We start from the raw sequence: 15,101 nt of genomic DNA, 5'->3' as shown, positions 1-15,101 counted from the left end.
GTCGGCCTCAGCCGGCCTGCGGATCACCCTTGGTGTAGGTCAGACGCTCGACCGCGCCCGGCCGGAAATCGTCCTCGATCTTCTTGCCGTTGACGTAGAGCTGGATGGCTCCGGCGTCACCGAGGATGAGGTTGATCTTGGAGCTGTCCTGGAAGGTCTTCGACTCGCCCTTGTTCAGGAGGCCGTCGAAGAGCATCCGCCCGTTGTGGTCCTTGGCGGAGATCCAGCTGCGCCCGTCCTCGGCACTGACCCGCACGGTGACCTTGTCCTGCGGGGCCGCCGCGATGGCGCTGTCGGACGGTTCGGGCTTCGGGTCGGACGGCTTGCCGGCCGACGCGCTGGGCTTGGCGGACTTGCTCGCCGTGGGCGTCGAGCCCTCGGCGGCCTGCGTCTTCGCGGCGTCGCCGTCGTCGCCGCCCTTGACGACGGTGAACCCGACGAACCCGATCACCGCGACGATCGCGGCGACCATGGCGGCCGTCCAGTTCGGTCCGCGGTGTTCGGGGCGGATGCGCTCGGCCTCGAAGAGCGGGGCGGCGGGCGTCGGCGCGGGACGTCCGCCGTGGTCGGCGTCGTACTGCTCCAGGAGCGGGGCCGGATCGAGGCCGACGGCCCGGGCCAGCGTGCGGATGTGACCGCGGGCGTAGACGTCGCCGCCGCACGGACCGAAGTCGTCCTGTTCGATGGCGTGGATGATCGTGATGCGGACGCGGGTGGCGTTGCTGACGTCGTCGACGGTCAGGCCGGCGTCGATGCGTGCCTGCTGGAGGGCACGACCGACCGGGACCCGGGCCGCCGCGGGATCGTCTTCGAACGGACGCTCGTCTTCGGGGGTGTTGCCGTCAGGGGAGTTGCCGAGGGACACGGGGGCGCCTTTCGAGCGTGTAGCCACCTGTGCTGGAGGTTCATTTTAGGGGGGGTGCGAAAGGGTGGGGCAACCGGGCGGTGGGACTTTGTACGCCATCAGAATGGCCGGTCATCCTGACGCGGGACGGTTCGCGTCCCTTCGCTCAACTTGACGTGCGGCGAAGGGAAAGAGTTGCTCACCGTCCCCTTACGGGTGAGTCACGTTCGCATCTCGGCCCGGGGCCGAACGTGTCGTTCCGCAACCCGCACGGCGGACCGCCGGTCTCCCGGTGTCCCGCCGTGCGCCGCCGAGCAGCGACCGTTGTGCCGTCCTCCTCCACCGAAGCGTCCTCCGGCCTTCCCGGCGACGGGCCTAGCCCTCTGTTTCCCCGCGAATGACGGCCAACACCCCGTCCAGCTCGTCGGCCTTCACGAGCACGTCCCGGGCCTTCGATCCCTCACTCGGTCCGACGATGCCGCGCGACTCCATCAGGTCCATGAGCCGGCCGGCCTTGGCGAAGCCGACGCGCAGCTTGCGCTGGAGCATCGAGGTCGACCCGAACTGGGAGGTGACGACCAGCTCGGCCGCCGCGCACAGCAGGTCGAGGTCGTCGCCGATGTCCTCGTCGATCTCCTTCTTCTGCTTGGTGCCCACGGTGACGTCGTCCCGGAAGACGGGCGCCATCTGGTCCTTGCAGTGCCGCACGACGGCCGCGACCTCGTCCTCGGTGACGAAGGCGCCCTGCATGCGCGTGGGCTTGTTGGCGCCCATCGGCAGGAACAGGCCGTCGCCCTTGCCGATCAGCTTCTCGGCGCCCGGCTGGTCGAGGATGACGCGCGAGTCGGCGAGCGAGGAGGTGGCGAAGGCGAGCCGGGAGGGCACGTTCGCCTTGATCAGACCGGTGACGACGTCCACGGACGGACGCTGGGTGGCGAGCACCAGGTGGATGCCGGCCGCGCGCGCCAGCTGCGTGATGCGCACGATCGCGTCCTCGACGTCGCGCGGGGCGACCATCATCAGGTCCGCGAGCTCGTCGACGATGACCAGCAGGTACGGGTACGGCGTCAGCTCGCGCTCACTGCCCTCGGGCGGCTTCACCTTGCCGTTGCGGATGGCCTCGTTGAAGTCGTCGATGTGCCGGTAGCCGAACGCGGCGAGGTCGTCGTAGCGCAGGTCCATCTCGCGGACGACCCACTGGAGCGCCTCGGCGGCCCGCTTGGGGTTGGTGATGATCGGTGTGATCAGGTGCGGGATGCCCTCGTAGGCGGTCAGCTCGACGCGCTTGGGGTCGACCAGGACCATCCTGACGTCCTCGGGGGTCGCGCGGACCATGATCGAGGTGATCAGGCAGTTGATGCACGAGGACTTGCCGGAGCCGGTCGCGCCCGCGACCAGGACGTGCGGCATCTTGGCGAGGTTGGCCATCACGTAGCCGCCCTCGACGTCCTTGCCGAGCGCGACCAGCATCGGGTGCTCGTCCTCGGCGGCGTCGGCGAGCCGCAGCACGTCACCGAGGTTGACCATCTCGCGGTCGGTGTTGGGGATCTCGATGCCGACCGCGGACTTCCCGGGGATCGGGCTGATGATCCGTACGTCGGGGCTGGCGACGGCGTACGCGATGTTCTTGGTGAGCGCGGTGATCCGCTCGACCTTCACGGCGGGGCCGAGCTCGACCTCGTAGCGCGTGACCGTCGGCCCGCGGGTGAAGCCGGTGACGGCGGCGTCGACCTTGAACTCGCGGAAGACGTTCTGGAGGGAGGCGACGACGGCGTCGTTCGCGGCACTGCGCGTCTTGCCGGGGCCGCCGCGCTCCAGCAGGTCGAGCGAGGGCAGCGAGTAGGTGATGTCGCCGGAGAGCTGGAGCTGCTCCGCGCGCGCCGGCAGCTCCCGGGGCGCGTCCGGCGCGGCCTTGGTGAGGTCGGGCACCACGCCCTCGGAGGGCAGCGTCCCCTGCCTGGGCCGCTTGGCCCCCGGCACCGGCCCCTTCGCCCGGGCGGCGGGTACCGGGGTGGTCTCCTCGTAGCCGTCCCGCTCGGTGCCGACGCCCTGGGTCAGGTCGGCGACCAGCGGCGAGGGCGGCATCCCGTGCAGCACCGCGCCGTCCAGCGCGGCGGCGGCAGCGGCGGCCACGTCCACGGCGTCCATCGGCCGGTTCGGGTCGGGCTGCCCGCCGGACCGCCGGGGGCGGCTCCGGCGCTTGGTCAGTGCGTCCTGCTCGGCGCCGTCCGGGTCGTAGCCGTCGGGCGACTGGGGACGCCTGCGGGAGCGAGCGGGCGGGGCCTCGCGCCACTGGCCGTCGTGGTACTCGTCGTCCTCGCCGAAGGCGTCCTCGTCGAAGGCGTCCTGGACGATGCCGAGTTTCCGGCCGAGCAGCCGCAGCCGCTGCGGGATCGCGTTGACCGGCGTGGCCGTCACGACCAGCAGGCCGAAGATCGTGAGGAGCACCAGGAGGGGCACCGCGAGGACGTCGCCCATGGTGTAGGTCAGCGGGGTGGAGGCGCTCCATCCGATGAGTCCGCCGGCGTCCCTTATCGCCTGCATGCCGTCGCTGCGCGCGGGCGAGCCGCACGCGATGTGCACCTGCCCGAGCACGCCGACGGCGAGGGCGGACAGGCCGATCACGATGCGGCCGTTGGCCTCGGGCTGCTCGGGGTGGCGGATCAGCCGTGCGGCGATGACGCCGAGGAGTATCGGGACGAGGAGGTCGAGGCGGCCGAAGGCACCGGTGACCAGCATCTCGACGAGGTCGCCGACCGGGCCGCGCAGGTTCGACCAGGTCCCCGCCGCGACGATGAGCGCGATGCCGAGCAGCAGCAGCGCGACGCCGTCCTTGCGGTGCGCGGGGTCGAGCCCCTTGGCACCCCGCCCTATGCCCCGGAAGGTCGCTCCCACGGCGTGGGCGAGGCCCAGCCATACGGCGCGCACCAGTCGGTACACGCCCGCGGTCGGGCTGGGCGCCGGTGCGGGTCTCCTGGCCGGGGCCCTCTTGGCGGGCGCCTTCTTGGCGGCCGTCTTTTTCGCCGGGGCCTTCTTCGCCGGAGCGGCCGCCTTCTTCGCGGGCGGCTTCTTGGCTGCGGACTGACGTGAGGCCATGGGTGTGAGGTTACCGGTGGAGACGACAGCGGACACGTGTGCCTACTGCTTCACCCGTTCGTGTCGCCCGTGGCGGGGAACGAAACTGACGCGTCCTCACGCCGTCCCCCGCCCGGACGCGTCCGTTCCGACAACGTTTCCGCCGACGGCGGCCGTCACGGCCCGTCAGCTGGGCGACGGCACCGAGGGGGCGCCTCCGGCGCCCGGTTCCAGGGCGTCCAGCGCCCTGCGCAGTCCGGTCAGCTTGCGTTCGAGGTGAGCGGCCGTCGCCACCGCGGCGGCGTCCGCCGACTCGTCGTCCAACTGCTTGGACAGCGCCTCGGCCTGCTCCTCCACGGCCGCGAGCCGCGCGGAGAGCTCGGCGAGCAGACCGGCGGGCTCCTTGGTGTCGCCGAGAGCCGCCTTGCCCTCGCCGCCCTCCAGCTGGAGCCGCAGCAGGGCCGCCTGCTCGCGGAGTTGACAGTTCTTCATGTACAGCTCGACGAACACCGACACCTTGGCCCGCAGCACCCACGGGTCGAACGGCTTCGAGATGTAGTCCACCGCTCCGGCCGCGTACCCCCGGAAGGTGTGGTGGGGGCCGTGGTTGATGGCGGTCAGGAAGATGATCGGGATGTCCCTCGTCCGCTCCCGCCGCTTGATGTGCGCGGCGGTCTCGAAACCGTCCATGCCCGGCATCTGGACGTCCAGCAGAATGACCGCGAAGTCGTCCGTGAGCAGCGCCTTGAGCGCTTCCTCCCCGGACGATGCCCGCACCAGTGTCTGATCGAGCGCGGAGAGGATCGCCTCCAGCGCCAGCAGATTCTCCGGCCGGTCATCGACCAGGAGGATCTTGGCCTTCTGCACCATGGCCCGCCCTCCTCGCCCCGGCATGGGGCCTCCCCTGTCCGCAGGACTTGGGGTCGCGCCCTGGGCCGCCCCTGAGGACGACTCCCTTACGCCGTCCGTCCTTGTGCCGGTCATGGTAGCCGCACCCCGCCTGTCGCCACACCCTGTCACCGTGATGTCACTGTGCACGTAGCGGAAACGTGGCGGGAGTCCAGAAGGTTCCCCGGATCCGGGGCTTCTACACGGCACCGGACCCGGTCGGTCCGCGCCGGCTCCGTCCGAGGTCGGACCGCCGCGCGGACCGCTGCGCACGGTCACCGGGACGTCGACTCCGCGTCACCGGGCGGCGTCCCGCGCGCCACCCGGTGTCGGATACGTCACCCCTCGCGCATCCACTGCTCCATCACGGAGAGCAGGTGATCGGGATCGACCGGCTTGGTCACGTAGTCCGAGGCGCCCGACTCGATCGCCTTCTCCCGGTCGCCCTTCATCGCCTTCGCGGTCAGCGCGATGATCGGCAGCCCGGCGAACTGCGGCATCCTGCGGATCGCGGTGGTCGTCGCGTAGCCGTCCATCTCGGGCATCATGATGTCCATCAGAACGACCGTCACATCGTCGTGCTGCTCCAGCACCTCGATGCCCTCGCGGCCGTTCTCCGCGTACAGCACCGACAGGCCGTGCTGCTCCAGGACGCTCGTCAGCGCGAACACGTTGCGGATGTCGTCGTCGACGATCAGGACCTTCTCGCCCTCGAAGCGGATGCCCCGGCTCGCCTGCGCCACCGCCTCCGGAGCGGCCCACTGCTCCTGAGGCGCCGTCCCGCCGCTCTCCGGCAGCCCGGGAGCCGCAGGGCGCTCCTCGGCCGCCGGAAGCGCCCTGCGCCGCCTCCTGAAGAGGGCGGCCGGACCGTTCTGGGCCTCCTGGTACGACTTCACCTCGCCGGTCATCTCCACGCCCGGGCCGGCCTGCTCCGCCTCCGAGGCGAGCAGCTCGCCGGCCTCCAGCGCCGGGGCCAGCTGCCCGTACCCCTGCGGCGGCAGCTCGCTCGGGTGCAGCGGCAGGTACAGCGTGAACGTCGAGCCGCGGCCCGGCTCGCTCTGCGCGTGGATCTCACCGCCCAGCAGCCGCGCGATCTCCCGCGAGATGGACAACCCGAGGCCGGTGCCGCCGTACTTGCGGCTGGTGGTGCCGTCCGCCTGCTTGAACGCCTCGAAGATCACCCGCATCTTGCTCGCGGCGATCCCGATACCGGTGTCGGTCACGGAGAACGCGATCAGGTCGGCGTCGGCATCCCGCAGCGAGCCCGACTCCAGGAGCTGCTCGCGGATGGCCACCGGCACGTCCGCGCCGGCCGGCCGGATCACCAGCTCCACCGCCCCGGAGTCGGTGAACTTCACCGCGTTGGACAGCAGGTTGCGCAGCACCTGGAGCAGCCGCTGCTCGTCCGTGTGCAGCGTCGCGGGCAGCTCCGGGGAGACCCGCACCGAGAAGTCGAGCCCCTTCTCCGCGGTCAGCGGGCGGAAGGTGGCCTCCACGTAGTCCACGAGTTGGACGAGCGCGATACGGGTCGGCGACACGTCCATCTTGCCCGCCTCGACCTTCGACAGGTCGAGGATGTCGTTGATCAGCTGGAGCAGGTCGGAACCGGCGCCGTGGATCGTCTCGGCGAACTCGACCTGCTTGGGCGTCAGGTTGGTGTCCGCGTTGTCGGCGAGCAGCTTGGCGAGGATCAGCAGGGAGTTGAGCGGCGTCCGCAGCTCGTGCGACATGTTCGCCAGGAACTCGCTCTTGTAGCGCATGGAGACCGCGAGCTGCTCGGCGCGCTCCTCCAGGACCTGGCGGGCCTCCTCGATCTCGGTGTTCTTCACCTCGATGTCGCGGTTCTGCTGGGCCAGCAGCTCCGCCTTCTCCTCCAGCTCCATGTTCGAGTCCTGGAGGGCCTTCTGCCGGTTCTCCAGCTCCGCCGACCGCTCCCGGAGCTGCTCCGTCAGCTCCTGCGACTGACGGAGCAGCACCTCCGTCTTGGTGTTGACGGAGATGGTGTTCACGCTCGTCGCGATCATCTCCGCGATCTGGTTCAGGAAGTCCTTCTGGATCTGCGTGAACGGCGTGAACGACGCCAGCTCGATGACGCCGAGCACGGTCCCCTCGAAGAGCACCGGCAACACGATGACCTGGGCCGGAGGCGCCTCTCCGAGCCCGGAGGAGATCTTCAGGTATCCGCTCGGCGCGTTCTCCACCAGGATCGTGCGCTTCTCCTGGGCGGCCGTCCCGATGAGCGCCTCACCGGGCCGGAACGAGGTCGGCATGGAGCCCATCGAGTAGCCGTAGGACCCGAGCATGCGCAGCTCGTACGCCTCCTCGTCGTCCGCGCCCGCGTCCTTGCCGTCGACCAGCGGCATCGAGAGGAAGAACGCGCCGTGCTGCGCCGACACCACCGGCGTCAGCTCGCTCATGATCAGCGAGGCGACGTCGTCGAGGTCGCGCCGGCCCTGCATCAGCGCGGAGATCCGGGCCAGGTTGCCCTTCAGCCAGTCCTGCTCCTTGTTCGCGATCGTGGTGTCGCGCAGGTTGGCGATCATCTTGTTGATGTAGTCCTGGAGTTCCTGGATCTCGCCGGAGGCGTCCACGTCGATCTTCAGGTTCAGGTCGCCCCGCGTCACCGCGGTCGCCACGCGCGCGATGGCCCGCACCTGCCGGGTCAGGTTCCCGGCCATCTCGTTCACCGACTCGGTGAGGTCGCGCCACGTGCCGTCGACGTCCCGTACCCGCGCCTGGCCGCCCAGCTGGCCCTCGGTGCCCACCTCGCGGGCGACCCGGGTGACCTCCTCCGCGAAGGACGACAGCTGGTCCACCATCGTGTTGATGGTGGTCTTCAGCTCCAGGATCTCCCCTCGCGCGTCGATGTCGATCTTCTTGGTCAGGTCGCCCTTGGCGATGGCGGTCGTGACCATCGCGATGTTGCGCACCTGACCGGTCAGGTTGGACGCCATCCCGTTCACCGACTCGGTGAGGTCCTTCCACGTGCCGGACACACCCGGCACGCGCGCCTGGCCTCCGAGGATGCCGTCGGTGCCCACCTCGCGGGCCACCCGGGTCACCTGGTCGGCGAACGAACTCAGCGTCTTCACCATCGTGTTGACGGTGTCGGCGAGTTGGGCGACCTCACCGCTCGCCTCGACGGTGACCTTCTTGGTCAGGTCGCCGTTGGCCACGGCCGTCGCCACCTGGGAGATGTTCCGCACCTGGTTGGTCAGGTTGTTGGCCATCACGTTGACGTTGTCGCTGAGATCCTTCCAGATGCCGGTGACCCCCGGCACCCGCGCCTGACCGCCCAGGTTGCCGTCGGTGCCCACCTCGCGGGCCACCCGGGTCACCTGCTCGGCGAAGTTCGACAGCTGGTCCACCATCGTGTTGACGGTGGTGACCAGTTCGAGGATCTCGCCCTTCGCGTCGACGGTGATCTTCTTCGACAGGTCGCCCTTGGCGACCGCGGTCGTGACCTCGGCGATGTTGCGCACCTGGATGGTCAGGTTGTTCGCCATGAAGTTCACCGACTGGGTGAGGTCCTTCCAGGTGCCGGACACACCCTGGACCTCGGCCTGCCCGCCGAGCATGCCCTCCGTGCCCACCTCGCGGGCCACCCGCGTCACCTGCTCGGCGAAGTTCGACAGCTGGTCCACCATCGTGTTGAGGGTGTTCTTCAGCTCCAGGATCTCGCCCCGCGCGTCCACGTCGATCTTCTGCGACAGGTCGCCCCGCGCCACCGCGGTCGCCACCTGCGCGATGTTGCGCACCTGGGCGGTGAGGTTGCCCGCCATGCCGTTCACCGAGTCGGTCAGGTCGCGCCACACACCCGCCACCCCGGGCACCTGCGCCTGACCGCCGAGGCGGCCCTCCGTACCCACCTCGCGGGCCACCCGCGTCACCTGGTCGGCGAACGCGGAGAGCTGGTCGACCATCGTGTTGATGGTGTTCTTCAGCTCCAGGATCTCGCCCCGGGCGTCCACGTCGATCTTCTGCGACAGGTCGCCGCGCGCCACCGCGGTGGTCACCTGGGCGATCTGCCGCACCTGCGAGGTCAGGTTCCCCGCCATGAAGTTGACGGAGTCGGTGAGTTCCTTCCACGTGCCGGACACGCCGTCGACCCGGGCCTGACCGCCGAGCCGGCCCTCCGTGCCCACGTCCCGTGCCATCCGCGTCACCTGGTCGGCGAAGCTCGACAGCTGGTCCACCATCGTGTTCACGGTGTTCTTCAGCTGGAGCATCTCACCGGACACGTCCACGGTGACCTTCTGCGACAGGTCGCCGTTCGCGACCGCCGTCGTCACCTGCGCGATGTTGCGCACCTGACCGGTCAGGTTCTGGAACGCGGTGTTGACCGAGTCGGTGAGGTCCTTCCAGGTGCCGGCCACGCCGGGGACCTGCGCCTGACCGCCCAGCTCGCCCTCGACACCGACCTCGCGCGCGACGCGCGTCACCTCGACGCCGAACGACGACAGCTGGTCCACCATCGTGTTGACGGTGTTCTTCAGCTCCAGCATCTCCCCGGCCACGTCCACGGTGACCTTCTGCGACAGGTCGCCGTTGGCCACCGCCGTCGTCACCGCGGCGATGTCGCGCACCTGGGTCGTCAGGTTCCGGAACACCGTGTTGACCGAGTCGGTCAGGTCCTTCCAGGTGCCCGCGGCACCCGGCACGTTCGCCTGGCCGCCGAGCTGCCCGCCCGCGCCCACCTCGTTGGCGACCCGGGTGACCTCGTCCGCGAACGTCCGCAGCGTCTCGGTCATCTGGTTGATCGTCTCGGCGAGCTGCGCGACCTCGCCCCGCGCCGAGACCGTCACCTTCTGCGACAGGTCGCCGCTCGCGACCGCCGTCGTCACCTGCGCGATCCCGCGCACCTGGGCCGTCAGGTTGCCGGCCATCAGGTTCACCGAATCGGTGAGGTCCTTCCAGACCCCGGCCACCCCCGGCACCTGCGCCTGACCGCCCAGCTCACCCTCGGTGCCCACCTCACGCGCGACGCGCGTCACCTCGGAGGAGAACGACGACAGCTGGTCCACCATCGTGTTGACGGTGTTCTTCAGCTCCAGCATCTCGCCGGCCACGTGCACGGTGACCTTGCGTGACAGGTCTCCCTTGGCGACCGCCGTGGTCACCAGCGCGATGTCCCGCACCTGGGCCGTCAGCCGGTACGCCATCGTGTTGACGGAGTCGGTGAGGTCCTTCCACGAACCCGACATGCCGCGCACCCGGGCCTGCCCGCCCAGCTTGCCCTCGGTCCCCACCTCGCTGGCCACCCGCGTGACCTCGTCGGTGAACGTCGACAACTGGTCGACCAGGTTGTTGACCGTCCGCCCGACCTTCAGGAACTCCCCGCGCAGCGGATGCCCGTTCCCGTCCGCCGCCTGCGCCCGCAGGTCCATCCGGGGCGACAGATCGCCCTCCGCGACCGCGGACAGCACCCGGCCGACCTCGGAGACGGGCCGTACGAGGTCGTCGACGAGCGCGTTCGACGCGTCGATGGCGGCGGCCCAGGAGCCCTCGCAGACCCCCGTCTCCAGCCGCTCCGTGAGCTTGCCCTCCCGGCCCACCACGCGCCGTACGCGGGACAGCTCTCCGGTCAGGTGCAGATTGCGGTCGGCGACCTCGTTGAAGACCGCCGCGATCTCGGACATCACGCCGTCGCCGGAGACGGTCAGGCGCTTGCGGAAGTTTCCGTCGCGCATCGACACCAGAGCGGCGAGCATGCGGTTCAGGGCCGCGGTGTCCACCTCGGTGGTGCCGCCCTTGGGTGTACGCCCGCTGTTCAGGGACGGTCCGCCCTTCGCGCGCGTCCTACCGCCCCGCGTCGCTCCGCCAGACTCCACTGTGTCCCTCCCGCAAGGGTCGACCATTACTGCTCGGCGTACTCGGCTACTGCTGCTCGGCGTGCAGAGGAGGCACTCGGCCTGCCGGAACCTTCCCCATGGAGCCTGCCCAGTGTTTCACCCCGGCCGAACCAGGCCATAACAGTTCGGCAGCTTCGCACATCGTCCGCACACCGCGGAGCCCCGGTCCGAACACCCGCCACACCGGACACGGCCCTGGTCGCGGACGACCGCAGGCACGCGGCACAACGGAAAGTCCCGGCCCTTCCGGACGGAAACACTGCTGACCGGCATCCGCACGGACGGCGAAGGTAAGTAACCTTGCATGCGGCTGTCCAGCCGAGCCGGACCCGTCCGGCCTGGGCGGTGGCACGAGCACGAGCGGGCAGGCATCGGAGGGGCACCGCACCATGACCACCGGACTGCATCCCGGGGAAGCTCCCCGGGATCCCCGGCCGACGGGGAACCACGCTCTTCCCACGCAGGGGCGGGTCGGCCCCGCCGCCGTGCACGCCGACAACCGGACGAGGAGTTCTGTGATCACCGCGCGCGCGGCCGCCAGTTTCGAGCCGGTGGGACGCTCTGTCGCGACCGCCCGCTCCTTCGTCCGCGACACCCTCCAGGGCTGGGGCTTCGCCGACATCGTGGACGACGCCGTCGTCCTGACCAGCGAACTGGTCACCAATGCCGTCGTGCACGCGGGCACCTCCGCCGACGTCCTGTGTCTGCGCAGCGACGACGGCGTACGCATCGAGGTGGCGGATCACTACCCCGAACGCGAGATCCCACTCCAGGGGACCGCCGTCAACATGGGAAGTCCCGACCGGGAGGGCGGACGCGGACTGCAACTGTGCGCGGCCCTCGCCGGCCGCTGGGGCGTCGAGTACACCCCCACCCACAAGCAGGTCTGGTTCCAGCTCGACCTCCCCGACCGCGCCGTCGGCACCCGCGCCGCGGGACCGGCTCTGCCGGCCCACCTGCTGCCCCTCGCCGACGGCCGGGTCCGGGTGGCCGTCGTCCAGATCGACCGCACGGGCGCCATCAACGCCTGGAACGAGGACGCCGAGGAACTCTTCGGGTACGCCGCCGAGCAGGTCACCGGCAAACCGCTCACCGACCTCGCCGCCTGGCCGCACACCCCGGGCACCAGCACCGGCATCGTCGAGGCCCTGCAACTCTCCCGCTGGGAGGGCAGTTACGGCATCCGCTGCGCCGACGGACGGGTCACGCCGGTGTACGCCTCACACCTGCGCGTCCGCGACACCAGCGGCGAGCCGTCCACGGTCTGCCTCCTCGTCCGCGACCACGAACGCGCCGTCCTGCAGACACCGTTGCGGCTCACCGCCGCCGACTCCGCCAGCGGCACCGAGGGCCAGACCACCGACCCGTTCGAGGTGTTCATCGGCTCGCCCGCGCCCGACGACCTCGACGGCCTGCTCCAGCGCACGGTGGAGCGCGCCCGCGACATGCTGGACGCCGACTCGGCCTTCCTGCTCCTGGCCACCGACGACGAGACGGAGCTGGAGGTCCGCGCCTCGACGGGCCTGCCCTCCGCCCGCCAGCGCTTCGCCCGCGTCCCCGTCGAGGCGGGCCCCGGGCGCTACGGCTCGGCCCGCATGCCCGCCGTGCACGAGGACCTGTCCGTGGTGCCCGGCGCCGTCCCGCTGCTCGGCGGGACCGGCATGCGCTCGGTCGTCACCGTCCCGCTGAAGGTCGAGGGCCGCCTCACCGGCTCGCTCGGCGTCGCCGCCGAAGCCCCGGGCCGCTACTCCAACGAGGAGGCCCTGCGGCTCCAGTTCGCCGCCGACCGCATCGCCCTCGCCGTGGAGTCCGCGCGCCTCGGCGAACTGGAACGCCTGCGCCGCGGCTCGCTGTCGTTCCTCGTCGAGGCCTCCGACCTGCTCGCCGGCACCCTGGACCGCGACCAGACCCTGGCCCTCATGGCCCAGATGACCGTCCCGACCCTCGCCACCTGGTGCGCGGTCTACACGATCGCCGACCAGTCCTCGGAGCCCTACCTCTCCTACGTGCTGCACGAGGACGAGGAGCGCATCGACGGCCTCAAGGCGCTGCTGTCGAAGATCGCCCCGCCCGACCCGGTACCCACCCCGGGCGCCCGCGTCTGGTCGGCGCCCGCCGCCGCGGCCCACGAGGCGGCCCTGCGCACCTCGATGCGCAGCCTCGGTCTCGGCGAGACCTCCCCCACGAGCTCCGGCATCGGCACGACGCTGGCCACCGCCTCCGCCGTCGGCGGCGAGACGGTCGTCCTGCCGCTGGTGGCCCGCAACCGCGTCATCGGCATGCTCACCCTGGGCAAGCCGTCCGACGAGCACTTCCGCCAGGAGATCCTGGAACTGGCCGAGGACCTCTCCCGCCGCGCGGCGCTCGCCCTGGACAACGCCCGTCTCTACTCCGAGCGCACGGCCATCAGCCAGTCCCTCCAGCGCAGCCTGCTCCCGCCGGAACTCCCCGACGTCCGGGGGGTCGAGGTCGAGGTCATCTACCGGGCGGCCGGCGAGGGCAACGAGGTCGGCGGCGACTTCTACGACCTCTTCCCCATCCGTGACGGCGCCTACGGCTTCGCCATCGGCGACGTCTGCGGCACGGGCCCGGAGGCGGCGGCGGTGACGGGCCTGGCCCGGCACGCGCTGCGCCTGCTCGCCCGCGAGGGCTACGGCGGCCCGGCGGTCCTGGAGCGGCTGAACTCGGCGATCCTCGACGAGGGCGCCCGCAGCCGCTTCCTGACGCTCCTGTACGGCGAGCTGTGGCCCCAGGAGGACGGCAGCGCGGTCCTGAAGGTCGTCTGTGCCGGCCATCCGCTGCCGCTCCGGCTGCGCCAGGACGGCACGGTCGAACCGGCCGCCGAACCGCAGCCCCTCCTCGGCGTCATGGACGACCTGGAGCTGTACGAGCAGACGGTCACCCTCGATCCGGGGGATGTCCTGCTCTGTGTCACGGACGGGGTCACGGAGCGCCGTGAGGGCACCCGGATGCTCGGTGACGACGGCCTGGCGGATGTCCTCACCACGTGCACGGGTCTCACGGCGGGTGCTGTCGCGGCACGCATCATGCGGGCGGTGGAACGCTTCGCCTCGGACGCGCCGTCGGACGACATGGCCATCTTGTCGATGCGTGTCCCGGGGCTTCAGAACGACTGAGGGGCATCCGCGGCCTGCCGGACACCGGCGGGCCGGCCCGTCTCATGCGAAAAGCCTCCGCCCACAAGGGCGGAGGCTTTTTCCTTTCTGAGCCCCCCAACGGAATCGAACCGTTGACCTTCTCCTTACCATGGAGACGCTCTGCCGACTGAGCTAGGGGGGCCGGCCGCTTTCGCGAAGTTTCCCTCGCGGCAACGGAATAGATCATACCCCGAACACAACGGTGCTCCCAACCATCCAGGCGGAGGTCAGAACGCGGGCTGGAGGAGACCGCCGAGCGCGTTGCAGGCCGCGACGATCCGGTGCATCTGGCGTCTGGTCAGCGACCCGTCGACCGGCAGCGAAAGCGTCTCGTCCGCGGCCTGCTCGGTCGCGGGAAGGTGGACGTCCCGCCGGAAGCCGGGCATGCGGTGCACGGGTACCTTGACCGGCACGTGGCACGCGACTCCCCTCGCCCGCACGGCCCGTGCGAAAGCGTCCCGGTCGGGCCGTCCGTTGCCCGGCACGCGCACCACGTACTCCTGGTAGGTGTGGCCGTCTCCGCCGTCGGGCGTCCGTACGCCGCTGAGCCGGTGGTCGAGGTAGGCGGCCCGCTCCCGGCGTCGCGCCGTCTCGTCGTACGACGCCGCGGTCTCGCCCTGCTCCAGCACCAACAGCCCGTGCCGCCGGCCGAGTTCGTGCAGTCGCGGGAGGTCGGCCGTCCGGCCGAAACGGTGCACGGCGACGACGGCCGCGGATCGCGGGGTGACGGCGGCGGCGACGGCCGACGGGTCGAGGCAGTAGGTCGCGGGGTCTATGTCGGCGAAGACGACGGAGGCTCCGGCCCGGTTCACGGCCTCGGCGACCTCCACGTTCCCGAAGGCCGGCACGATGACCTCGTCACCGGCTCCGACGCCCGCGGCCCTGAGCAGTGCAGCAGTACCCATGCAGGTGATCGTGGTCGCGAAACGTGAACTCCACATGACGCACAACAAAAAAGAGCTGGTCCCCGAACCGAAGTTCGGGGACCAGCTCTATGAAAAGGAGTTCGGCGGCGTCCTACTCTCCCACAGGGTCCCCCCTGCAGTACCATCGGCGCTGTAAGGCTTAGCTTCCGGGTTCGGAATGTAACCGGGCGTTTCCCTCACGCTATGACCACCGAAACACTATGAAACTGTCAACCGGAGCCGAGGCCATACGGCTACGACGGTTGTTCGTGGTTTCAGAACCAACACAGTGGACGCGAGCAACTGAGGACAAGCCCTCGGCCTATTAGTACCAGTCACCTCCACCCGTTACCGGGCTTCCAGATCTGGCCTATCAACC

The 15,101-nt window shown here is 70.4% G+C and carries 6 protein-coding genes, 1 tRNA gene and 1 rRNA gene; 1 reads left to right on the top strand and 7 read right to left on the bottom strand.

What is annotated here, in order from left to right:
* Nucleotides 1–7: 7 nt before the first annotated feature.
* The 4 genes from ACGFS9_RS00040 to ACGFS9_RS00025 all read right to left on the bottom strand — a co-directional run bounded on the left by ACGFS9_RS00040 (nucleotide 8) and on the right by ACGFS9_RS00025 (nucleotide 10,638).
* The gene (locus tag ACGFS9_RS00040; RefSeq protein WP_393249100.1) at nucleotides 8–865 is read right to left on the bottom strand and encodes a helix-turn-helix domain-containing protein; all 858 of its coding nucleotides are present in this window, start codon (nucleotides 863–865) and stop codon (nucleotides 8–10) included.
* Between the two features lie 354 nt (nucleotides 866–1,219).
* Complete coding sequence (locus tag ACGFS9_RS00035; protein WP_393249098.1) at nucleotides 1,220–3,940, bottom strand: DNA translocase FtsK; 2,721 nt, start codon at nucleotides 3,938–3,940, stop codon at nucleotides 1,220–1,222.
* 165 nt (nucleotides 3,941–4,105) lie between these two features.
* Entirely contained in the window at nucleotides 4,106–4,789 is a 684-nt protein-coding gene (locus tag ACGFS9_RS00030) for a two-component system response regulator (protein ID WP_393249096.1), read from the bottom strand.
* A 356-nt stretch (nucleotides 4,790–5,145) separates the two neighbouring features.
* The gene (locus tag ACGFS9_RS00025; RefSeq protein ID WP_393249094.1) at nucleotides 5,146–10,638 is read right to left on the bottom strand and encodes a HAMP domain-containing protein; all 5,493 of its coding nucleotides are present in this window, start codon (nucleotides 10,636–10,638) and stop codon (nucleotides 5,146–5,148) included.
* Nucleotides 10,639–11,048: 410 nt separating this feature from the next.
* Here ACGFS9_RS00025 and ACGFS9_RS00020 point away from each other — a divergent pair, with 410 nt between their 5' ends.
* On the top strand, nucleotides 11,049–13,796 hold the full coding sequence (locus ACGFS9_RS00020; protein WP_393249092.1) for a SpoIIE family protein phosphatase: 2,748 nt from the start codon (nucleotides 11,049–11,051) through the stop codon (nucleotides 13,794–13,796).
* A gap of 90 nt (nucleotides 13,797–13,886) precedes the next feature.
* On the opposite strand, the gene ACGFS9_RS00015 is transcribed toward ACGFS9_RS00020, so the two are convergent.
* From ACGFS9_RS00015 to rrf, 3 genes are all read right to left on the bottom strand, one after another.
* Nucleotides 13,887–13,959 (bottom strand) — tRNA-Thr (locus ACGFS9_RS00015).
* 85 nt (nucleotides 13,960–14,044) lie between these two features.
* Nucleotides 14,045–14,722 (bottom strand): DegT/DnrJ/EryC1/StrS family aminotransferase, encoded by a 678-nt coding sequence (locus ACGFS9_RS00010; protein ID WP_393249090.1) that lies wholly within the window; start codon nucleotides 14,720–14,722, stop codon nucleotides 14,045–14,047.
* 99 nt (nucleotides 14,723–14,821) lie between these two features.
* A 5S ribosomal RNA gene (rrf, locus tag ACGFS9_RS00005) occupies nucleotides 14,822–14,938 on the bottom strand.
* Nucleotides 14,939–15,101: the final 163 nt, after the last annotated feature.

The organism is Streptomyces sp. NPDC048566 (assembly GCF_043199735.1).
Taxonomy (GTDB): domain Bacteria; phylum Actinomycetota; class Actinomycetes; order Streptomycetales; family Streptomycetaceae; genus Streptomyces.
The sequence above is the reverse complement of the archived record's forward strand: the minus strand, read 5'-3'. Positions and strand labels throughout refer to the sequence as shown.

Bases quoted from the DNA above. Each gene is read 5' to 3' on its own strand.
- ACGFS9_RS00035 (WP_393249098.1), bottom strand. From the start codon at position 3,940: ATGGCCTCACGTCAGTCCGCAGCCAAGAAGCCGCCCGCGAAGAAGGCG.
- ACGFS9_RS00030 (WP_393249096.1), bottom strand. From the start codon at position 4,789: ATGGTGCAGAAGGCCAAGATCCTCCTGGTCGATGACCGGCCGGAGAAT.
- ACGFS9_RS00020 (WP_393249092.1), top strand. From the start codon at position 11,049: ATGACCACCGGACTGCATCCCGGGGAAGCTCCCCGGGATCCCCGGCCG.
- ACGFS9_RS00010 (WP_393249090.1), bottom strand. From the start codon at position 14,722: ATGGGTACTGCTGCACTGCTCAGGGCCGCGGGCGTCGGAGCCGGTGAC.